Origin of the sequence: Shewanella sp. KX20019 (genome assembly GCF_016757755.1) — a bacterium.
Classification (GTDB): domain Bacteria; phylum Pseudomonadota; class Gammaproteobacteria; order Enterobacterales; family Shewanellaceae; genus Shewanella.
Map to the genome: position 1 here is coordinate 3,226,872 of NZ_CP068437.1, position 20,153 is coordinate 3,247,024.

A 20,153-nucleotide genomic window follows, 5' to 3' on the forward strand; every position below is an offset into this window, starting at 1 on the left:
AAAGGAACAGATTATGAGTAAGTTAAACCCCTATTTTGGGGAATATGGCGGCATGTACGTACCGCAAATTTTGATGCCAGCCCTCAAGCAACTAGAAACCGCCTTTATCGAAGCGCAAGAAGATGAAGCGTTTCAAAAAGAGTTTACCGACCTACTGAAGAACTACGCAGGTCGCCCAACTGCACTGACGTTAACTAAAAATCTTAGCCCTAATCCATTGGCTAAAATTTACCTCAAACGTGAAGACCTGCTTCACGGCGGCGCGCACAAGACTAACCAGGTGTTAGGCCAAGCACTGCTGGCAAAGCGTATGGGTAAGAAAGAGATCATCGCCGAAACCGGCGCGGGTCAGCATGGCGTAGCAACTGCCCTCGCCTGTGCATTGCTTAACTTAAAGTGCAAAGTCTACATGGGCGCGAAAGACATCGAACGTCAATCGCCCAACGTCTTTAGAATGAAGCTAATGGGCGCCGAAGTTATTCCGGTCACCTCAGGTTCTGGCACCCTAAAAGATGCCTGCAATGAAGCGATGCGCGACTGGTCTGGTAGTTATGACAAAGCGCACTACTTATTAGGTACCGCTGCAGGTCCGCACCCGTTCCCAACCATAGTGCGCGAATTTCAGCGCATGATTGGCGCCGAGACTAAAAAGCAGATCCTTGAGCGTGAAGGACGTTTACCCGATGCGGTTATCGCTTGTGTCGGTGGTGGTTCAAATGCCATCGGTATGTTTGCCGACTTTATCGATGATGAAGAGGTAGCACTAATCGGTGTTGAGCCTGCAGGTAAAGGTATTGATACTCCAATGCATGGCGCGCCATTAAAGCACGGTAAAACCGGTATTTTCTTTGGTATGAAAGCGCCACTAATGCAAGACAGTGAAGGCCAAATTGAAGAGTCATACTCAGTATCGGCCGGCCTTGATTTCCCATCAGTTGGCCCACAGCACGCACACCTAGCCGCAACAGGCCGTGCCACCTACGAGTCAGCCACCGATGATGAAGCATTAGAGACGTTCCAGTTATTGGCTCGCAGCGAAGGCATTATTCCTGCACTGGAATCTGCCCATGCTATTGCCTATGCCGTTAAACTCGCAAAAGCCGCCACCAAAGAAACCCTGTTAGTGGTCAATCTTTCGGGTCGAGGCGACAAAGATATCTTTACCGTAGCCGACATATTAGCAACCCAAGAAAAAGAAAAAATAGCGAAGGAGAGTGGCAATGAGTAATCGTTATCAAACCGCATTTGCAGCCCTTGATAAAAAGAATCAAGGCGCATTCGTGCCATTTGTCACTTTAGGCGATCCTTCACCTGAGTTGTCGCTCAAGATCATCGATACTTTGGTTGAAAACGGCGCTGATGCGCTTGAACTAGGGTTTCCATTTTCAGATCCGTTAGCCGATGGCCCGGTGATCCAAGGGGCAAACCTACGTTCGCTCGCGGCTGGCACTACGCCAACTCAGTGTTTTGAAATGCTAAGTGCAATTCGCGCTAAATATCCAGAGTTACCGATTGGCTTGCTGCTTTACGCTAACCTGGTATTCGCTAATGGCATTGATGCTTTTTACGCCAAAGCGCAAGCCGCTGGCGTCGACTCGGTACTCATTGCCGATGTGCCGGTAGAAGAAGCTGAGCCGTTTATTGCATCTGCAAAAGCTCATGACGTGGCACCCATTTTTATCGCGCCGCCCAATGCCGACAGTGAAACATTAAAGCTAGTAAGTGAAAAAGGCGAAGGCTATACCTACCTATTATCTCGTGCCGGCGTCACCGGCACAGAGTCGAAGGCCGGTATGCCTATCAGCGATATTTTGAACCGTCTTAAAGAGTTCAAAGGTGCGCCACCACTACTTGGTTTTGGTATTGCAGAGCCCGCGCAAGTTAAAGCGGCGATTGATGCGGGCGCCGCAGGTGCGATTTCAGGTTCTGCCGTAGTCAAAATCATCGATGCAAATAAAGGCAATGAAGCCAACTTGCTCAGCGCACTGGCTGAATTTACTCGTAATATGAAGGCTGCAACAGCTCGTTAATCGCCATGGGAGATCAGTCTTCCCTCGTCAAACCTAAGAGCGCGACAGACTAATAGCTGCCGCGCTTTTTTATTGTTTTTTGTTGCCAATTGTACCTAAGTAACCCTGCTATTAACTAGAGAGCATCCATAGGGCTACTTGTTCCCGCATAGTGTTGCCCTAAAACATGCGTGTAGATTTGAGTCGTATTGAGGTCGTTATGCCCTAGTAACTCCTGCACAGTACGTATATCAGTGCCAGTTTGAAGTAAATGAGTGGCGAACGAGTGCCTAAAGGTATGGCAATTTATTTTTTTCATTATATTACTTACTCTAACCGATTTTTGAAGCGCTTTTCTTATAGCGCTATCATGGCGGTGATGTCTACAAGGAACTCTCGTCACAGGATGTTCACAGATATGGGTTGATAGAAACAAAAACATCCATGCAGATTGACGAAATGCATTCGGATATTTTTTCCCTAAAGAATAAGGTAGTGATGGACCGAAGCCACTTTTGTTATCCTGTTTCTGTAATTGAATGGATTGTTCAATATGATTAGTGAGTTTACTACAGCAAGATTGGCTCAATAGTGTCTGTCTGTCCTTGTTGCCTTTTCCGTCTCGAATGGTCAAAGAGAGATTATCTATATTGATATCTTGAAGTCTTAACCTCAAACATTCATTAACACGCATACCACTACCGTAGAGCATCTCTACCACCAATTTTGCAGTTCCATCCATATTCTTCAATATCAGAGAAACCTCTTTGGGTGATAACACGGTGGGGAGCGTTCGTTGCTTTGTAGCCAAACTAAAACCTAAATCACCTAGCTCAACTTTAAGACATTTTTGGTATAGAAAAGCCAATGAATTTAGCGCAACCTTCTGAGTATTAACCGCTACATTCTGACTATTTGCCAACCAACTTAAAAAGTTTTTAACATCGACAGAGTTGAGGGTTCTAGGGTGAGCTTTTTGATGAAAAAGTATGTAACGTTTAATCCAGTAAAGATAGGCTTTTTCGGTTCGCAAGCTATATCCTCGCAAGCGTATATCTTGTCTGATTGATTCCAAAAAAGGACTAGAGGGCTGCATTGTTATACCTTACAAAATCACTGTGCTTATATACAGTATTATTGCTTTTTCTAAAAAATCAAGACAACCCAGAAGGTCTAATTCACGGTTTACTATTGCAGGTCGTAATAAAGATATGTAAATTCAGTTACATAAAAGTGTGCTTTCTTGAAATGTTGAGATAACCGGAAAGCAAAGTGTGCAACTAACTTTTGTCAGAAAAAGTATTGGATACAATCCTTCACTATCATTAGTAATTGGTTGCTTTAAAAGGGTTTTCAAGGTTACATTCAGTGCACGCTTTCCCAGAATGGTTTGGCAAAACGCGCAAGCCGTATATTAAAATGTTAGGCTTCGGGGATCGTTATGGCTGTTAGCGAAGTAAAAAAAGAATACTCAGCTTTGTATAGTTATCTGGATTATACGCTTCATGAGCTCCCTGCAGGCGTACTCTATGATACCAACGGAGCCAATGAAGATAATTGCCTAGAGCTGATGCGGTGCACATACCGGTTGGAACAACTATCGAAAGAATTAAGTGAAGAGGATGCATCATTTATAGAGTATTGCCGTTGGCATTACGAAAGAGATCCTCACTATTTGAGTAGGCAAAAGCATTTTGGTAGCTATGGAAACTACATCGTTAAATATAATGGTCCAAGCAGAGTCAAAGCCTAACAAGCTGCTAAATTCAGATTCACCAAGGCTGTCATGCCATTTGCTGAGCAAATCGCCCGCCAGCACTTGGCTCACTTATTAGCAGGGCGTTAGGTACTTCTGTAGCATGGATGAAAAATTTAGTCTGGAACAAATGAAAAGTTGTTCATTTGAAGAATTGCAATTCTTGCTCCGTGACTTGAAAATCGAGCTAGAAGAAAAAATTGATACGGCGCTGACTAGAATTACACATCCAAAGTTTGTTAAAAACAGCGGAGCAATTGATTCTGTTTACCTAAACGATAAATTACGCCGTGAAGCGTATTTTAATGAATGTGAGAGTATTGTTTCAGAGCTAAATGTAATAGGTCACAAACTTTCACCAGTGGATTTGGATTCTGATATCAATTTTGAAAATACCAGCGCCTCTTATGCAGTATTAAATAATCAAGGAGAGGTTTGTGGTTTAGACATTGAGTTCTTTCCAAAAGAAGTTAATGTTCTCTGGACAGTATCTCCAAGTACCTAACAAGCTGTTTAAGCGCGGGACTGCTAACGTTTGGCTCGGTTTCGCTTCGCTTCACATTTTAGCCAAACATTAGCAGCCCCTTAACAGGGCGTTGGTATGACTCCCCACGTCAAGCAGAACATGACGATACCGGCCTAAATACTTAAGCCTTTATCTTTTCTTCTCATCCAAATTGGATTGAGCTAACACAGTCGATGAAGCAAGTAATTTCGTCGGTTGTCATGCTGATATCCGTGGATTACTTATCTTTCAATAAGCAGCGCCTACCTTACATAATCCGTCGTGACACCTGTCTTCAGTCTATGTTCGTGGTTCAATACAGAGTTAATCGTATTGCCATCCTAACGCCCTCGGTGATCGTGTCACATCCGATGCTTGACCCACTGTATTAGCTCAAAATCGTTTATCATGCAGGTACTCTCGACAACCGTAGTTTAGGGTTAACATTTGTCAGTACCACTTCTCGTGAAATAGCCCAAATATAAGCAATAATTTCTCTGGCTATGGCTGTCACGACTACGTTGTTATGTTTACCTTTGTACGTGAGTTTTTGGTATCGACGACAAAGCCTAAGCTGCGCTTGCCATGCAATATCAATGATTTCTTTCGGTAAACCTTCTTGTCTTATTTGCATCTCGGTTGAGATCTTAGCGGGGTAGCGATAGGAGTGAGCCCCTTCGACTAATAGCCGCCTTGCTCGACCATTGCCGCATTTCGTTATCGCACCCACATGCCGCTTTCCACCACTTGAGTGTTCCGATGGAACTAGGCCTACATAACTCATTAGTTTTCGGGGATGATCAAAGCGAGTTAAGTCTCCCAACTCAGCAATGACACCTGCAGCAACCAGTAACCTCACTCCACGTAATGCTTGTATGGCTTTGATGACCGGATAGTAACGCCACTTTTTAACGTGATGCTCAAGTTCATTGTCTAGCCGTTTTAGCCTCGCGATCCGCTCTGAAATGGTTTGTAAGTATTCTTGCAAGACAATCTGTTGACTCGGGTGCGGCAATATCAGTTCAGTCAGCCAGCGTAAGTGCTTTAGCGACCAATTAGCAGTGCCTCTGTAGTTAATATTGTTTCTTAGCTGAAGCGCTTTAAGCTGGTATTTGGCGTCTTTTAAACCTTTCATCGCGGTCTCACGAGCACGAGATAAATCGCGGATAGCTTCATCTTCAGGCTCAGGAACATAGATAGCGGTCAGATCTTCGGACTTGAGCAGCTTTGCTAACTTAAGCGCATCACGTTTATCGGTTTTAACCTTCTCACCAGGCTTTTTAGGAATAAGCGAAGGAGCAATGACATAGCAACAGTGACCTAAGCTTGTCAGCAAGCGGTAGATCCAATATCCGCAAGGCCCTGCCTCATATACAAAGTGTAAGGTCGCTTCTGGATACTTAGATTGGAACTGCCTAGCAAGTTTGATTATAGACGCTTTGGCACTTGAAACTCGCCCAAAATGAACCGCTTGCGCTCCTCTTTGATCTTCAATATAAGCAACTTCTACAAATTCTTTATGTGTATCAAGGCCAATAAAAAGTATGTTATGTTTATTCATGCTGATCTCCGATTTAGTTTCTTTAACAAAACTATTATGGCTCTGGCTTTCAGCTAACCCACGATTGATTGGAGATCAGCATCTTTAGTGGGGAGTCATTATGTCTAGGCATTTAGCATCATGCGGATAGAATTAGCGGCAATTATTTCAATTGTCATTGGTGGGTTAATAACATTTCTTTTATCACTTCTCGGTGATGATCGAGCTCAACATGCATCTACTATATTTGTTGCTTCATTTCCCTTCGTAATTTTCTGTGGGATGCTGTGGTTAATGTTAAGTCGTTTTATTCTAATTAAAACAGCTAGTCACCATATTTTGGGTTACTTGAGATTAGGTTGGTTTTGTGGCGTTATATTAATGCTATGTATATTGTTAGTCGGTGGTGGATTATCTGCGGGGTTAAGTTTTGGAATAGGTATTTCAGTCACATATATCTTGTTTGCTGTTCTACAATTACAGAGAAAAAATGCCTAACAAGAAAATTAAGCGGGACTGCTAACAGTTGGCTCAGTTCCGCTTCGCTTCACATTTTAGCCAACTACAATTTGCCCCTTAACAGGGCGTTAAATGGCAATGGAAAGTATGCAGTTAATTTCTCCTTCGATAAAATACAAAGCTAGTTATATCGATTACATCGCAGAGTTAGGCGCAGAGGAAAGATATCCATTTACTTTGGATTTTGAGCATAATCACTTTTCTGAACTCCTAAGCAAGCTTAAGGATTACTCGAATGACGTCAATCTCCCAGAGAATACAGTACCAAGCTCAACATATTGGCTTGTTGAAGACTCTGTATTAGTTGGCGTAACAAATATTAGGCATTTTTTAAACGAGCGAATAGAGTATTGCGGTGGTCATATTGGGTTAGGGATCCGACCTACCTACAGAGGAAAAGGGCTTGGTAACCTGCTGATGAAGCGATCAATTGAGAAACTTGCTGCTATGGGCGTGAGTCCGATCCATATTCATTGCTACAAAGAGAATACAGCCTCAGCTAAAGTTATTGTTGATAATGGTGGCTTATTAAATTCGGAGTTTTCTGAAAGTGGTAAAGTTATACAGCGTTTCGTGGTAATTGCCACTTAACAAGCCTATCAAGCGGGACTTTGCTCTTCCCCCAGTTTAGTAGACACCTCTTCATCACTTTGAGGAGGCTAAAATGCCTAGATATACCCAACCAAGAAAGACTTGGTTTTACCCTGTAAAATTCAAAATCAAAGCAGTCCAGCTAAGCTTAAGAGACGATGTCATGTCTAAGGATGTTGCTCTGGCTCTTGATATTCACCCGTTAATGCTGAGTCGTTGGCGTAAAGAGTATAAAGAAGGTAAGTTTTCTAAAGCCTCTCGCTATCAAAGTAACAACGAAATTATGAGCAAGCTACCTACTAAAAGTGAGCTGAACACTCTCCAGAAGTTAAAGAAAGAAAACGAGCGACTTAAGCAGGAAAATGAATTGCTAAAAAAGTGGCAACGGTATCTGGCGGAAGTACATCAGAACGATTTGGATTCATCCAAAAGTTCGGAAAAACACTAGGCGTCAAATACCTATGTTCATGGCTAAAAGTCTCACGTAGTGGTTATTATGCTTGGTGTCATCGCCCTATATCTTCACGAGCAGTTTCTGATGCTAATTTGCTGATAAAGATTGAGCAAGTATTTAATGCCAATCACCAAACGTATGGTAGCCCCCGTGTATTTCATGCTCTTATAAAAGAAGGCGTTATTACCAGTGAAAAGCGAGTCGCTAGATTGATGCGAGAGAATGGCCTAAGGGCTCGAGCATTAAAGACTTACAGTAAACCAGCGAAAGTAAAGTTCTTCTACAAAGCCATTGAAAATAGGCGTAAAGATATGGCCAAAGCAACAGATATGAACCAGCAATGGTCTGGAGATATTACGTACTTAAAAGTAGGGGCTCGGTGGCATTATTTAGCTGTTGTCATCGACTTGTTTTCCCGCCGAGTAATAGGCTGGGCATTTGGGGAGAACAAAACAACTGAGTTGACTTTAAAGGCCTTGAAACTCGCAATAAAAAAGCGTAAACCCAGTGAGACTGTCCTTTTTCACACCGATAGAGGGGCAGAGTACAGAGCTCATGTGGTTCAGCAGTATTTAGCGTGTCACAACATTATAGCCAGCATGAACAGGCCTGGTTGTTGTACAGACAATGCTGAGGTTGAGTCTTTTTTTCATTCATTGAAAGCGGATGTGATCAGAGGGAACACATTTGCAACGAGCACTAAATTACATTCTAAGCTCAAAGGTTATTTAAACTATTTCTACAATAGACAGCGCCTACATTCGAGCTTAGGATATAAAACACCTGTTGAATTTGAGCAGAGATTATTTTGAAAATGGACGGTGTCTATTTTATCGGGTGAAGATCACTTCTAACAGTTTGCCCTGTTTCGCTTCGCTACACATTTTGGCAAACTATTATAAGCTCCTTACTGGGGCGTTATAAATCCTAAGGGGTTGTCATGCAACTTGCAGATGAAAGAATCGAACTTGTACCATTTAAAGATTCTGATTTTGAGTTTTTTCAAAAAATTATTACTTGCCCACTGATGATGGAGCATGTTTATGATCCTTTGACTTATGATGAGGCTAAATCTTCTTTTGAAGGAAGATTACCACCATGGAAATTTGAAAGTGATAACTGGCGTTCTTTTATTATCACTGAAATCATAAATGGTGAAAAGTTGGGGTATATATCTCTTAGAATTGTCAATCATGAAGCTAGAATTGCTGAAGTAGGCTTCATGATTAAGGCTAGTGCTCAGGGTAAAGGTGTAGGTAGTAAAGCGCTTAAACTTATGAAACAGTATGCATTCGAGACATTAACGCTAAATAAGCTCGTTGCTTTTTGTTCTGTACATAATGCTGGCTCATATAGTTTGCTAGAGAAAGAATACTTTTCCCGTGAGAGCAGTTTAAAACAAAACACCTTAATGAATAATCAATACAGAGATGATTATGCGTATGGTTTATGTAATCCGGCTTTATAACAAGCTGTTAAACGAGGACAAAAAACAGTTGCCTTTTGTTCACTGCGTTCTCTATTTTAGCCAACCATTTTTTGCCGCTTAACGTGGCGTTAGGTGCACAGGACGTGGGGTGTATTCATCATGAACCTTAAATGGATTCCAATACTTATTCTTTTTGTTTGGCTCAGTCAAGCAGGCTCAAGTAGTTTAAAGAACATTGAATATGGGGAGATAGTTTCTGGTCTATCGCGCACCTCAGAACTGGGCGAATGCAAAATATCTGTCGATGTCACCAGATCTTGGCCGTTCTCTTGGACAGCTCGTTCTGCGAGTATTAATGTAAAGACTCAGGATATGGTTTTAACTTCTTTTACTAGTAAATTTAACGTGCCAGATAGATCATTCCTAAAATCACATAACACCAATTATCACTTTACTTGGAGTCGTCAATTAGGAGATAAGCTTGCTGCATCTTTTGTCGATGTAGAGGTAAAACCAAATGGTAGCGTTCATGCTGTTAATATTGGTAATTGTCCTAACTATCCAGATAATAACGAATTAATAGGGAATTTAGAGTATTGTAATTCACCTGTACAGGTAATAAGGTGCAGCTAACAAGGGTTTTTAAGTCGGACTCGTAACAGCTTGTTCAGTTCCACTCCGTTCACAATTTTAGCCAACAATTTTTTGCCGCTTAACGTGGCGTTAGGCATACAGGAAGTATCGCATGAAAATAATTCTAGTTTTATTAACTGCTTTGATTATGACTTTTAGTCAATTATCAAATGCTAATGTAGACGAAATAGGTGGTTATAGAGCTTTTGTAACGAGTTCACTTGATGATAATGGAATGCCAATCGATGAAATTGACTCTATTCTATTAGATCATAAACTATTTTACGTTTTTTCGGAATGGAACTTACCATCAGGTGATTATAGATATAGCTGCATCATCTATGATGGTGATAGACGAGTAGTAAATTCTCAATTCAATACATTCAAATCAGATGGAAGTAACTTCAATTTTTGGTGTTCACATGACTTAGACAAAAGTACTGATAAACCAGGCGATTGGTATGCAGAAATGGGGATAGAGGGTTATGGCTCAGCGGATATATATTTCACAGTTACCGAAGATGATATCAGAAAATCACTGATAGGAAGTTGGGATTGGAGTAATCAGGAAGATAGTTGCAATGCGGAGCACGTTATTAATATCTCTTTCAATGATACAGGTACAAAAATGTATCATAGCTCTAAATCTGGGATGAAATTAACCACCAGTGATGAATTGTACGAAAATATTGTTTATTCCATATTATCCGAAGGTGACAAGTATTTGCGTACAATAGTGATCAATGAAACTCAAAAAACAGATAATGGAGAAATGTTCCTTTGGGATTTAATCTTAAAAGATGATAAATCATTTTGTTGGAGACAATCAGAATGGCCTGCAGGGCACTGTACAGAAAAATTAGTAAAGTGTGAAATATAAGCCTAACAAACGCCTTAAGTAAAAGGACGAAAAACACTTGGCTTACGCTCCTTCATCGCAAATTTTAGCCACCTGTATTTTTCCGCTTAGCTTAGCGTTATAAAGCATTAAAGGATTGTGCATGAATCGAATACTGAGCATATTAGGAGAAGTAGCTTTTTGTGCTGCTTTTCTAGCTTGGACATTTTACCCAGAAATACCTTCTAGTGTCTTAGGGTGGGGCGTACTTATAATCATTGGTATTCCCGCATATCTATTCCTAGAGTGGTTAGGTGAAACTGTCTTAGGCTCACAATTCTTTAAAAACAGGTCTAGTTTTACTCGTGTTCTTTTAGGTGTTCCAGTGGCTTTAGTATTAATAGTGGTTGCTTTGTTTGTTATCGGTTTTGTGCAACAATCAGTTAATGCAGTTGGTGGATAAACGTTTTATAACAAGCTAATTAATAAGGACGAAAATAGTTAACTGCTTTCGTTCCTAAACAGTTTAGCCAACAATTTTCGACCATTAACAGGGCGTTATGTGCCACTAGAGTTTAGATGAAAACTGATTATTCTGATTATCAAAATAAGTTAGAAAAACTCGTCGAATTACTTCGAGAATACAATGAAGATCATTGGGCTAATTATTTCCGAAAGTCATTAGAGTTACTTTACAAGGGAAAGCCTCAGAAAAGTGATTCCCACTCACTTCGCGCTTATGGTGGAATGGGTAGTTTCAATGATTCATTAACTTTTACTGGTGCCTCTGAGCAAGAAGTAAAGTTAGGTTTTGAGTTAAGAACTAACCTGTGGCTTGTATGTAAATCTAAACGAAATATTATAAAGCGTGCTATGGAGTTGTAGCACATAACATAACAAACCAAATAATAAGGCGTTAGGTATCTAAAGAGAGATCGGTGAATGTCGAAGAAGATGGAGATTTAATTGAGGATGATGTATGGATTACACCTCAACAAATAGCAAAACGTTCCATTGTGCTTACAGCACTTATTTCTGTTATTTACGGAAAGAACCTAGCTGAAGTTGTTGAATAAATAAATTAATCTAGCTAAATGCCACTAATTAGTAAATAACACTCAAAAATAGATAACAGCTCAGTACAACAACCAACCACAACACCATACTACCCAGCGGATAGCCCCGTAATAATAGCTCTGTCAACTGACTATATTTTTTTGACATAAAAACAAAATGACTCTCTATTTTATTGATAGCTCGCTGACGAAATCTTTTGTCCAACTTCCAAATAGTTGCAAATATCGATCTCAACATCGTCGGGAATAACCGTCGATATACCCAATCGAAGTCCAAGTTAGTAGAGGGACGCTCTGGGGGATACATTCCTCTCAGGTTCAGCCAAACAAAAGCTAATGCAGAAAAAAATAGTAATTGAGTTTGTGCCAATACATGGGTGGCGTCGTAGGGGTTATAGCCTGTGTCATAAGGTAATAAAGAATATAAAGCTGCAGGGTAAATACCGATAGCGATACACAAGCCAGCTGCAATCAGCATGGCCATTATCATATTGTTGGAAGGGTCACTGGTACGGATGCCAGAGTCATGAGCAAAAAAGGCAAAGTAGGGAATTTTAATACCAGCATGGTGAAACACACCTGCAGAGGCAAACAAGAGTATGAGCCATATCCAATCATAGCCGTTTTCTAAGGCAGCTGACATCACCATTGACTTACTCACAAAACCGTTAAAAAGTGGAAATGCCGAGATAGATGCTGCACCGACCATGCATAATACTGTGGTTTTGGGCATTGATTTATAAAGCCCACCTAGATCTGAGGCATTAATGCGACCAGTCTTATGTAATACCGCTCCCATAGACATAAATAAAAGACCTTTAAAAATAACATCATTGAATGCGTGTGAGACGGCGCCGTTGATGGCCAACGCCGTACCAATCCCAATTCCGACGACCATAAAACCTAACTGGTTGATCAGGCTATAGGCTAAAACTCGGCGTAAGTCATTTTCAATCACAGCAAAGAAAATGGGAAAACAGGTCATAACCGCGCCTATATAGACTAATAACTCAGTCCCTGGGTAGCCTCTAGCCAATGCGTACACCGCAACTTTTGTGGTAAAAGCGCTAAGAAAAACGGTGCCTGTCACAGTTGCTTCAGGATAGGCATCGGTAAGCCAATTGTGTGCCAAAGGAAAAGCACATTTAATCCCAAAGGCGATAAATATTAGCCAGCCTGCAATACCATCCAAGCCAAGATAAGCAAACTCAAGCGTTGCATTGTCAGCCAAATAAAAGACGGCACCAATTAACAGAAGTACTCCGGACAAAACCTGAATGATTAAATAACGCATGGCGGCTGCATAAGCTCGCCGCGTTCTACGTGCCAAAATAAGAAACACCGAAGTAAAGGCTAGCAACTCCCAAAAAACAAATAAGGTGATCAAATCACCCGCAAAAACAGCGCCTAAACCGCTACCTGCATACATCATAGCGGCGACTTGTTGACTAGTGTCTCGTACATGCAGGGAATATATAATGGCGATAAAGGCTGCGATATGAAAAATATAACCAAACATCAGGCTCAATTTATCCACTCGATAAAGGATCAGCTCAAAGCTCAGAAAGGTAAATTGAAGATGGATACCTTCAGGCACCATCCATAGTTGCAGCATACTAATGACGGGGATAATGGTCATTATCACAGCACGCAATAAACCCCGCGTTGCTAATGCAATTAATGCACTAATAAAAAATGGTACAAATGGAGGTATTTCAAGCATCCACATCATGCCCCTCCCCTTTTCCCCTGACGTGACTTAAGCTTTGTCCCACCTCTTTGTCTTTTTCTTTATAATCAATGCCTTCACCATCATAATAATCTTGCCCACGCATTAAAAAACGGCGTATCCAACTGGCTACTAATACCAAAACTACGCATCCCAAGAAACCATAAATAGGATAAAAAGCCCATAGACGCTCCCAGTGATGACTCACATGACGATGAATAACAAAATCTAAAATAAGCAACAGCGCACAACAAACATAAAGGCAATTTAATAGTCGCTTGACGTTTTTAACCTCATCAAAGATGTGCTTTTTTTTACTTTCCACCTGCAACTCCTTAGGGTTCCAAAATGGACCTTGCCAAGTCGAATATAGGTTGCGGATAAATAAACAACAATAAACAACCGACTGTAGTTATACCTATAGCGATAAGTGCAGCTGGCGGCGCTTCTTTTAATTGAAAAGTACTTAACGTGTTACTTGAATCAAGCTGCTGATGAGATAGAGAGTGAGAGAAAAAAGCGTTAAAAGGTATAGGTAATAGATAGGCGATATTCATCAAAGAGCTCAGCAACAATACCAGCATTAAAATAAACTGCTCAGATTCCACCGTTCCCAACAGCAAGTACCACTTGCTCCAACTTCCGCCAGTAGGTGGTACACCAATGATACTAAGACTGGCAATAAAAAAAGCAGCCATAGTGAGTGGCATCTGTTTTCCAAGGCCATGCATTTCACTGACATTTGATTTTTGTGTAGTAACCAGTATTGCGCCTGCGCAGAAAAATAGGGTGATTTTGCCAAAGGCATGCATAACAATATGCATGGCACTACCTATCACCCCTGATGATGTCGCTATCAGCGCCCCGATAGTGACATAGCCCAATTGACTGATCGTTGAATATGCCAATCTAGCTTTTAAGTTATCTTGACGCATTGCGATAATAGAGGCGATAAAAACGGTAACACCCACAATGTAAAGTAGAAACTGAGTTGAAGGCAAAATAGCTAACAAGTCCAAGCCAAAAATGAGCACACAGACTTTCAATACTGCAAATACACCGGCTTTGACGACAGCAACAGCATGAAGTAATGCACTCACAGGTGTTGGTGCAACCATAGCGGCTGGTAGCCATAGATGAAAAGGCATGATTGCAGCTTTGCCTATTCCAAATAAAAATAGTACCAACAGCCCACCCACCAGCAGCTTATTGACACTAGGGTCAAAGACCCCACCATGAGTAAAATCGAGCGTTCCTGCCACCTGCCAGGTACAGATAATTGCCAATAAAAAAAAGACTATTGAGGTACTTAACAAAAACCCTAAATAGACGCGTCCTGCTTTTTTAGCACTCTCAGTCCCCGAATGTGACACTAATGGGTAAGTTGATAAAGTTAACAGTTCATAGAAAATAAACAGAGTGAATAAGTTGGCTGCAAAAGCAACTCCCATTACCGTTCCAATAGCGACAGAAAAATAACCATAAAATCGGGTTTGATTTTTCTCATGGTGACTCCGCATATAGCCAATGGAATAAATGGTTGTAATTATCCACAGAAAGCTGGTGAGCAGTGCAAATAAGATCCCCAGTGGTTCAATTGAGAAACTGAGTGTTAGACCTGGCATCAACTCCCACCAAGAAACGTTAATTTGTTTGCTCTGAGTCATGCCGCGATATAACTCAATGACACAATAAAGAACAACTAAACCCATACCAATTGGAACTGCCTCACGCAGGTTTGGCTTATGGCCAGTTAGGGCTATTGGTATTGTGGCGAGCAGGGGCAATACAATGCACAGCTGCAGCATCATCTCCAAAGACAGACTCATGGTACCACCAACCTCTGAGCTTGAAGCAGACTTTCAGAGGCTGAATGTGCAACCTCGATGCTTAAACGTGTATCGATACCGAAATAGATATTCGCTATGACTAATAGCCAGATAGGGATCAAAAAAGCCAAAGGCGCTTCGTTCACAGTGCTATGCGTAGACAGAGGTGGCTTAAAATATGCCACTTCAACGATTCTCCATACATAAACAAGCGTCAACAATGACCCAATCAAAATAAGCAGAGCAACTGGCCACCAGCCTTTTTCTATTAACGCACTGAGTAAATACCATTTACTCACAAATCCAACCGTCAACGGCATACCGATTAAACTTAAGCCAGCAACAAGTATCGCCGCCATAGTAAACGGCATTTGCTGGCCCATGCCTTGAAATTGGCTTATTTGCACACTACCAATACGGTATACCACTGCCCCTAAGGCTAAAAAAAGAGCCCCCTTCATTAATGCGTGGTTAAATATATGCAATAAAGCGGCTGTTAAACCGGTGACGCTATTGATACTAAAGCCAATGACCATATAGCCAATTTGAGCAATGCTCGAATAAGCAAAGATTTGTTTAACATTCGTCTGATAAATAGCTGCAATTGAGGCTACAAAGATCCCCAACAGCCCCAGTGTCATAAATAAAAACTGCAGCGGTAACGCAGTAAATGAGAAAGAGACACCAAACACCGAATAGGTAAAACGGATCAATAAATAGAAGGCCACTTTTGTAGCCGTGGCAGCGAAGAAAGCCGTTACTATCGACGGCGCGTAGGTATAAGCGTTGGGTAGCCAAAGATGTAGTGGAAATAAAGCCAATTTCAAACAAACGCCGGTAATAACAAAAACAAAAGCAGTTAATACCGTTTTAGTTTGAGCGACTTCAGGTAAGCGAGCAGCAAGGTCCGCCATATTTAACGTCCCTGTCATTTGGTACATAAGACCGATACCAATCAGGATAAATGTGGCGCCAATAGTCCCCAGGATTAAATATTGATAGGCAGCCCAAAGTGCTCGTCGGTCCCTGCCGAGGGCAATCAATGCATAGGAAGACAGTGAGGATATCTCGAGAAAAACAAATACGTTAAACGCATCACCAGTGACAACAACGCCTAACATGCCTGTCAGGGATAATAAGTACAAGATATAGAAGTGGGTATGTTTTTCTGCTGGAATTTCTTTGTTAATACTGGTTTGAGCTGCGAATAAAACTAGCGTACTAATTGCTGAAATTATCAACAATAAAAAACCACTTAGCTTATCAATACGATATTCTATCCCCCACGGGGCATCCCAGCCTCCTAGCTCATAAATAATGGTGCCTGACATCAGCACTTGCTGAAGAAGTAAAACACTGATGATAAAAGATAAACCACTCACCACTAACGCAAACAGCCATACTAAACTCGCTCGACTTAATAACACGCAAACAGGTGCCCCTATTAGCGGTACTATCACTTGCAAAATAGGCAAATGTACTAGCATCAGTATTGTTCGCTTCTGGAGTCAAGTTCATCTCGCTCTGACGCTTGCTTTGTATTCTGCTCTTGGATACTTTCTTCTTCGATACTGCTATAAGCTTCCTTGATACGGACAGTCAAAGCGAGCGCTAGAGCCGTAGTGGCAATGCCAACCACAATCGCTGTAAGAATTAACACATGAGGAAGTGGGTTAGCATATTTGGTAACGTTAGCCATTAAGATCGGTGCTGTACCTCCGTCCACTTTGGCCATGCTAATATAAAAGATAAAAACTGAAGTTTGGAAGATGGTTAGACCGACAATTTTTTTGATTAAGTTGCCATGAGCAATCACAATATAAAGCCCTATCATCATCAAGACGACAACAACCCAATTATTAAATAGACCCATCAACATTACACTCCCCCTTGTATCCTTGCCTGACGCTTAACTATCCTTATTTTTCTGAGGTACTTGTCTGCCTGCAAAATTAAAAAAGATGGTGATCATGACCGAGGCAACAGTAATGCCAACTCCCAGCTCAATAAATAAAATACCCAAATGTTGACCACTAACAGGGTTGGAAGCTAACACATTGTAATCAAGGAAGTTCCCTCCATTTAATAAAGATACAAGTCCAACACTGCCATATAATAGAACTCCAAAAGCAGCAACCAGCTGACTCGTAGTTTGATTTATGACACGGTGTGCACTCGTTAACCCAAATAGTAAGGCATACAAAATAATTGCCGCAGCAAAAATCACGCCGGCCTGAAACCCACCACCAGGACCATAATCACCATGAAACTGCACATACAGCGCAAATAACATGATAAATGGCAGCATTATTTTGCTGACGATACGTAAAATCAGATGTTGTTTGTGCATCGAGTCATTTATGGATCCCGCTTGTTTTTTATCATCTCGGTGACCCGCTTTCATCAATAACGCTGATACCCCAATCCCCGCAGTGAAAATGACAACCAATTCACCAAAAGTATCAAAAGATCTATAACTTGCGAGCACCGCGGTGACCACATTAACAACACCAACTTCCTGCATAGAATCGTTAAGATATCTTGGCGCGATATGAATATGAATGGGGGCATCACCCGCCCCCATATAAGGCATATCTAAAGTGCCATAAATCAACATGCCCCCAGTGAGCATAACCACCAGTAATGCCCCAAAAGGCCTATAGCGAACGGGATGTTCAGAACGCTGAGTTAAACTAATTACCACTAACATCAATAATGTGGAGATCCCTGCGCCGACAGATGCCTCTGTAAATGCCACATCGACAGCATCCATCAAGACAAAAAAGCTCGCAGAGACTAGACCATATATCCCTGTTAACATGACTACAGCAAACAGATCTTTCAGCCGCGTTATCTCGATAGCAATAACAACAAGTAATGCCAATAGAACGAAGTTTATGACCGATTCGATGACTCACCCTCCTTTTCAGCAAGTATCACCTTGTCGTGATCATGTTTAATAACCATAGGCTTTAGCCCATTATGAATAGCAGTTTTGCCTAATGCATGGCTTGCTGAAGGATTGATAAATAGTGTCACTACAAGAATAATCAGCAACTTTAACAGCACAAAACTGTTTGGGCTCTGCAATATCAAGCCTATTAAAATCATAGCAGCAGCAAGCGTATCAGTGACTCCAACTGCATGCATTCTGGTATAAAAGTCAGGAAACCTGAGAATACCAACGCCCCCTGATATACATAAAAAACTACCAATAAACAAAAATATAGCACTGAAAAAGCTAAAGATAGTTATTGTGTCAAATATCATCTTCACCTCTTTTTTCAGAAACTTGTATATCAATCTCTTTCAACTTGAAGCTATCTGAATAACGCAATATTGCTATTACGCTAATAAAGTTAATCAGTACATACACGATTGCAATATCTAGAAATTCAGGGCGTCCCATCACAAAACCGAGTAATGACAATAAGAGCACGGTTTTGGTGCCAAACATATTGACCGCCAGAATTCGGTCATAAAGTGTTGGTCCTTTAATCGCTCGAATGATCGCTAAAACCATAACGACAAGCACGGCAAGCGTTGCTGCAATCAACATTTTCTTTCCAAATCGCACACTCGTCGATCCATGTCACCAGTGTTTAACACTTCCACATTGTGTTGAAATAGAGCATGGACAGTAAGACGATCGCCAACGATATCGACTGTCACAGTTCCTGGGGTCATGGTGATGGAGTTTGCATAAATCACTTTTCCAATGTCAGTGACTTGGCTCGATTTAATTGTTACTAAAACAGGTGAAATTGAAGCATTTCCTAGCCAGATACTTTTGACCACTGCAATGTTTGCTACAACCAACGCTTTGAAAAGCCATAAAAAATAACCAAAAACCTTACCTGAAAGGTGGATTGGCTGAGACTCATGATCAACCACATCCATCCTGTGTGCTATATATAGGACACAAGTAATAGACACAGCTCCAAGAAACAGCATCAAAACAGAACTGTGGCCTGACATTAATACCCAAAAAGTGGTTAACGTCAGAGATAAACTGAGTGTATGTCTCATAAGAACGACCTGTATTAAAACTTATTGATGTCACCTTTCTACGCGAATTAGCGCCGATAAAGCCGGTTACAATAGCTTGTAGAAGTCCAGCAACTCTCACCTAAATCACCTTTAGGGGGCTTATATAGGCAATTGACAACCACAAAGCCATGTTCTTTAATTACATTAATACTAGTTGATAATCTGGATGGCTCTCTGATTTTCAATCTTATACTTATGACTAAACGTACAAAATGTCACTTACGTTTTATGACTGAGTTTTTTAAAAGCTGTATTGCTACTGGAATCTTTTAGTTGCGATAGCAAACAAAGATATGGGTGAAAGAGGAGTTTGAATCATGAAAAAGCACATTTTGGTGATAACAAATATCAAAAGTGATGATTTACTTCCCCTTGAGAAAGCTCGTGATATTATTCACCCCTTTGATGCTTCGGTGGAGGTCATTAAATTTCTTCACAGTAAAGATCAACTAGATACCTCTATAGAACAGCTTAAAAACTCACTCAATTCTACTGTGGATAAGGTTTTCGATGATGCTTCAGAAATCACTAGCCAAGTCATTTATAGTGATAACATTGCCGACTGGGTCGTCACTCGTTGTCAGCAGACAGCTGTCGACCTTGTGATCAAAGCTGGACACCGAAGCGAGTCATTATTTCATACTCCTTGCGATTGGCAGTTAATACGACACCTACCTTGCCCAATACTCATTGCTTCAAATGTAAAATGGAAAAGTAAAGCCAATATCTTGCTAACTGTTGATTTGTCAGAAAACAAAATAATGCATCAAGAACTTAACAGTCTAACGCTGAATTGGGGCAAAGTTTGGTCACGAGTCACTAATACAGAGCTACATGCCATGTACAGTGTCCCTATTGCTAACTCATTGTTAGAGCTTGGTATCGTAGATAAGTATACTGTCAAACAAGACGATGCTAGTGCAGCTCAACACAAGATGAACAGTTTATTGGAACAGTATGATCTGAAGTCAGTGACGAGTCATATTATAGCGGGTCCCCCCGTTAGAACCATTCCACATGTCGCGAATGAATTGCGCTCTGATTTAGTTGTTATGGGGACTATTGGCCGCGAAGGCGCGAGCGGTTTTTTATTGGGCAATACTGCAGAAAAAGTCATGCATAATTTACGAACCGATTGTTTGATTATCAGAGCTCCTCAAGTAAGCACTTAAGCTAAAGTAATAGGCATATGGTA

Annotated in this window: 25 protein-coding genes; 14 read left to right on the forward strand and 11 right to left on the reverse strand. The window is 41.1% G+C overall.

Features of this window, described 5'->3' with window-relative positions; all coding sequences use genetic code 11:
* The first annotated feature begins 13 nt into the window (after nt 1–13).
* Entirely contained in the window at nt 14–1,228 is a 1,215-nt protein-coding gene (trpB, locus tag JK628_RS14125; RefSeq protein WP_202285265.1) for a tryptophan synthase subunit beta, read from the forward strand.
* A complete protein-coding gene (gene trpA, locus JK628_RS14130; RefSeq protein ID WP_202285266.1) occupies nt 1,221–2,030 on the forward strand; it encodes a tryptophan synthase subunit alpha in 810 nt (269 codons plus the stop codon). The genes trpB and trpA overlap by 8 nt, the downstream gene beginning before the upstream one ends.
* 115 nt (nt 2,031–2,145) lie before the next feature.
* Here trpA and JK628_RS14135 read toward each other — a convergent pair whose 3' ends face one another.
* Nucleotides 2,146–3,105: an integron integrase gene (locus JK628_RS14135; protein WP_202285267.1), complete on the reverse strand. Its 960-nt coding sequence runs from the start codon at nt 3,103–3,105 to the stop codon at nt 2,146–2,148.
* A gap of 345 nt (nt 3,106–3,450) precedes the next feature.
* Here JK628_RS14135 and JK628_RS14140 point away from each other — a divergent pair, with 345 nt between their 5' ends.
* Both JK628_RS14140 and JK628_RS14145 read left to right on the forward strand, forming a co-directional pair.
* Entirely contained in the window at nt 3,451–3,762 is a 312-nt protein-coding gene (locus JK628_RS14140) for a hypothetical protein (RefSeq protein ID WP_202285268.1), read from the forward strand.
* A gap of 106 nt (nt 3,763–3,868) precedes the next feature.
* A complete protein-coding gene (locus JK628_RS14145) occupies nt 3,869–4,270 on the forward strand; it encodes a hypothetical protein (RefSeq protein ID WP_202285269.1) in 402 nt (133 codons plus the stop codon).
* 406 nt (nt 4,271–4,676) lie between these two features.
* On the opposite strand, the gene JK628_RS14150 is transcribed toward JK628_RS14145, so the two are convergent.
* Entirely contained in the window at nt 4,677–5,831 is a 1,155-nt protein-coding gene (locus tag JK628_RS14150) for an IS110 family transposase (RefSeq protein ID WP_202285270.1), read from the reverse strand.
* Between the two features lie 120 nt (nt 5,832–5,951).
* On the opposite strand from JK628_RS14150, the gene JK628_RS14155 reads away from it, so the two are divergent.
* The 9 genes from JK628_RS14155 to JK628_RS14195 all read left to right on the forward strand — a co-directional run bounded on the left by JK628_RS14155 (nt 5,952) and on the right by JK628_RS14195 (nt 11,350).
* Nucleotides 5,952–6,308, forward strand: coding sequence for a hypothetical protein (locus JK628_RS14155; RefSeq protein WP_202285271.1), 357 nt, complete (start codon nt 5,952–5,954; stop codon nt 6,306–6,308).
* Between the two features lie 93 nt (nt 6,309–6,401).
* Complete coding sequence (locus JK628_RS14160; protein WP_237524024.1) at nt 6,402–6,920, forward strand: GNAT family N-acetyltransferase; 519 nt, start codon at nt 6,402–6,404, stop codon at nt 6,918–6,920.
* Between the two features lie 73 nt (nt 6,921–6,993).
* Nucleotides 6,994–8,186, forward strand: a protein-coding gene (locus tag JK628_RS14165) for an IS3 family transposase (protein ID WP_202285272.1) whose coding sequence is annotated in 2 segments (ribosomal slippage) — nt 6,994–7,299 and nt 7,302–8,186 — 1,191 coding nt in all. Because the reading frame shifts where the segments join, the coding sequence is not laid out codon by codon here.
* Nucleotides 8,187–8,314: 128 nt separating this feature from the next.
* Nucleotides 8,315–8,842: a GNAT family N-acetyltransferase gene (locus JK628_RS14170; protein ID WP_202285273.1), complete on the forward strand. Its 528-nt coding sequence runs from the start codon at nt 8,315–8,317 to the stop codon at nt 8,840–8,842.
* A 120-nt stretch (nt 8,843–8,962) separates the two neighbouring features.
* A complete protein-coding gene (locus JK628_RS14175; protein WP_202285274.1) occupies nt 8,963–9,436 on the forward strand; it encodes a hypothetical protein in 474 nt (157 codons plus the stop codon).
* A gap of 112 nt (nt 9,437–9,548) precedes the next feature.
* Nucleotides 9,549–10,316, forward strand: coding sequence for a hypothetical protein (locus JK628_RS14180; protein WP_202285275.1), 768 nt, complete (start codon nt 9,549–9,551; stop codon nt 10,314–10,316).
* Nucleotides 10,317–10,437: 121 nt separating this feature from the next.
* On the forward strand, nt 10,438–10,737 hold the full coding sequence (locus tag JK628_RS14185; protein WP_202285276.1) for a hypothetical protein: 300 nt from the start codon (nt 10,438–10,440) through the stop codon (nt 10,735–10,737).
* Nucleotides 10,738–10,853: 116 nt separating this feature from the next.
* Nucleotides 10,854–11,159: a DUF6966 domain-containing protein gene (locus tag JK628_RS14190; RefSeq protein ID WP_202285277.1), complete on the forward strand. Its 306-nt coding sequence runs from the start codon at nt 10,854–10,856 to the stop codon at nt 11,157–11,159.
* 53 nt (nt 11,160–11,212) lie between these two features.
* Nucleotides 11,213–11,350, forward strand: coding sequence for a hypothetical protein (locus JK628_RS14195; protein WP_202285278.1), 138 nt, complete (start codon nt 11,213–11,215; stop codon nt 11,348–11,350).
* A 28-nt stretch (nt 11,351–11,378) separates the two neighbouring features.
* Here JK628_RS14195 and JK628_RS14200 read toward each other — a convergent pair whose 3' ends face one another.
* Genes JK628_RS14200 through JK628_RS14240 form a run of 9 tightly spaced genes read right to left on the reverse strand, consistent with a single transcriptional unit; the run spans nt 11,379 to nt 18,937 of the window.
* Nucleotides 11,379–13,079 (reverse strand): Na(+)/H(+) antiporter subunit D, encoded by a 1,701-nt coding sequence (locus JK628_RS14200; protein ID WP_202289830.1) that lies wholly within the window; start codon nt 13,077–13,079, stop codon nt 11,379–11,381.
* Nucleotides 13,066–13,404, reverse strand: a complete 339-nt coding sequence (locus tag JK628_RS14205; protein ID WP_202285279.1) for a hypothetical protein — start codon at nt 13,402–13,404, stop codon at nt 13,066–13,068. Before JK628_RS14205 ends, JK628_RS14200 begins: the two co-directional genes overlap by 14 nt.
* Before the next feature lie 10 nt (nt 13,405–13,414).
* A complete protein-coding gene (locus tag JK628_RS14210) occupies nt 13,415–14,908 on the reverse strand; it encodes a proton-conducting transporter transmembrane domain-containing protein (protein WP_202285280.1) in 1,494 nt (497 codons plus the stop codon).
* Nucleotides 14,905–16,395 (reverse strand): monovalent cation/H+ antiporter subunit D family protein, encoded by a 1,491-nt coding sequence (locus JK628_RS14215; RefSeq protein WP_202285281.1) that lies wholly within the window; start codon nt 16,393–16,395, stop codon nt 14,905–14,907. Before JK628_RS14215 ends, JK628_RS14210 begins: the two co-directional genes overlap by 4 nt.
* Nucleotides 16,395–16,787, reverse strand: a complete 393-nt coding sequence (locus tag JK628_RS14220; RefSeq protein ID WP_202285282.1) for a cation:proton antiporter subunit C — start codon at nt 16,785–16,787, stop codon at nt 16,395–16,397. Before JK628_RS14220 ends, JK628_RS14215 begins: the two co-directional genes overlap by 1 nt.
* Before the next feature lie 30 nt (nt 16,788–16,817).
* Nucleotides 16,818–17,792, reverse strand: coding sequence for a Na(+)/H(+) antiporter subunit B (locus tag JK628_RS14225; protein ID WP_237524025.1), 975 nt, complete (start codon nt 17,790–17,792; stop codon nt 16,818–16,820).
* Nucleotides 17,793–17,803: 11 nt separating this feature from the next.
* Nucleotides 17,804–18,178, reverse strand: coding sequence for a monovalent cation/H(+) antiporter subunit G (gene mnhG, locus JK628_RS14230; protein WP_202285283.1), 375 nt, complete (start codon nt 18,176–18,178; stop codon nt 17,804–17,806).
* Nucleotides 18,168–18,467: a monovalent cation/H+ antiporter complex subunit F gene (locus tag JK628_RS14235; protein ID WP_202285284.1), complete on the reverse strand. Its 300-nt coding sequence runs from the start codon at nt 18,465–18,467 to the stop codon at nt 18,168–18,170. The genes mnhG and JK628_RS14235 overlap by 11 nt, the downstream gene beginning before the upstream one ends.
* Nucleotides 18,461–18,937, reverse strand: coding sequence for a Na+/H+ antiporter subunit E (locus tag JK628_RS14240; RefSeq protein WP_202285285.1), 477 nt, complete (start codon nt 18,935–18,937; stop codon nt 18,461–18,463). The genes JK628_RS14235 and JK628_RS14240 overlap by 7 nt, the downstream gene beginning before the upstream one ends.
* Before the next feature lie 338 nt (nt 18,938–19,275).
* Between JK628_RS14240 and JK628_RS14245 the strand changes: the two genes are divergently transcribed.
* Nucleotides 19,276–20,130 carry a universal stress protein gene (locus JK628_RS14245; protein WP_202285286.1) on the forward strand — a complete coding sequence of 285 codons (855 nt, stop codon included), beginning with the start codon at nt 19,276–19,278 and terminating at the stop codon, nt 20,128–20,130.
* Nucleotides 20,131–20,153 lie beyond the last annotated feature (23 nt).

Bases quoted from the DNA above. Each gene is read 5' to 3' on its own strand.
- trpB (WP_202285265.1), top strand. From the start codon at position 14: ATGAGTAAGTTAAACCCCTATTTTGGGGAATATGGCGGCATGTACGTA.
- trpA (WP_202285266.1), top strand. From the start codon at position 1,221: ATGAGTAATCGTTATCAAACCGCATTTGCAGCCCTTGATAAAAAGAAT.
- JK628_RS14135 (WP_202285267.1), bottom strand. From the start codon at position 3,105: ATGCAGCCCTCTAGTCCTTTTTTGGAATCAATCAGACAAGATATACGC.
- JK628_RS14140 (WP_202285268.1), top strand. From the start codon at position 3,451: ATGGCTGTTAGCGAAGTAAAAAAAGAATACTCAGCTTTGTATAGTTAT.
- JK628_RS14145 (WP_202285269.1), top strand. From the start codon at position 3,869: ATGGATGAAAAATTTAGTCTGGAACAAATGAAAAGTTGTTCATTTGAA.
- JK628_RS14150 (WP_202285270.1), bottom strand. From the start codon at position 5,831: ATGAATAAACATAACATACTTTTTATTGGCCTTGATACACATAAAGAA.
- JK628_RS14155 (WP_202285271.1), top strand. From the start codon at position 5,952: ATGCGGATAGAATTAGCGGCAATTATTTCAATTGTCATTGGTGGGTTA.
- JK628_RS14160 (WP_237524024.1), top strand. From the start codon at position 6,402: ATGGCAATGGAAAGTATGCAGTTAATTTCTCCTTCGATAAAATACAAA.
- JK628_RS14170 (WP_202285273.1), top strand. From the start codon at position 8,315: ATGCAACTTGCAGATGAAAGAATCGAACTTGTACCATTTAAAGATTCT.
- JK628_RS14175 (WP_202285274.1), top strand. From the start codon at position 8,963: ATGAACCTTAAATGGATTCCAATACTTATTCTTTTTGTTTGGCTCAGT.
- JK628_RS14180 (WP_202285275.1), top strand. From the start codon at position 9,549: ATGAAAATAATTCTAGTTTTATTAACTGCTTTGATTATGACTTTTAGT.
- JK628_RS14185 (WP_202285276.1), top strand. From the start codon at position 10,438: ATGAATCGAATACTGAGCATATTAGGAGAAGTAGCTTTTTGTGCTGCT.
- JK628_RS14190 (WP_202285277.1), top strand. From the start codon at position 10,854: ATGAAAACTGATTATTCTGATTATCAAAATAAGTTAGAAAAACTCGTC.
- JK628_RS14200 (WP_202289830.1), bottom strand. From the start codon at position 13,079: ATGTGGATGCTTGAAATACCTCCATTTGTACCATTTTTTATTAGTGCA.
- JK628_RS14210 (WP_202285280.1), bottom strand. From the start codon at position 14,908: ATGAGTCTGTCTTTGGAGATGATGCTGCAGCTGTGCATTGTATTGCCC.
- JK628_RS14215 (WP_202285281.1), bottom strand. From the start codon at position 16,395: ATGCTAGTACATTTGCCTATTTTGCAAGTGATAGTACCGCTAATAGGG.
- JK628_RS14220 (WP_202285282.1), bottom strand. From the start codon at position 16,787: ATGTTGATGGGTCTATTTAATAATTGGGTTGTTGTCGTCTTGATGATG.
- mnhG (WP_202285283.1), bottom strand. From the start codon at position 18,178: ATGATATTTGACACAATAACTATCTTTAGCTTTTTCAGTGCTATATTT.
- JK628_RS14235 (WP_202285284.1), bottom strand. From the start codon at position 18,467: ATGTTGATTGCAGCAACGCTTGCCGTGCTTGTCGTTATGGTTTTAGCG.
- JK628_RS14240 (WP_202285285.1), bottom strand. From the start codon at position 18,937: ATGAGACATACACTCAGTTTATCTCTGACGTTAACCACTTTTTGGGTA.
- JK628_RS14245 (WP_202285286.1), top strand. From the start codon at position 19,276: ATGAAAAAGCACATTTTGGTGATAACAAATATCAAAAGTGATGATTTA.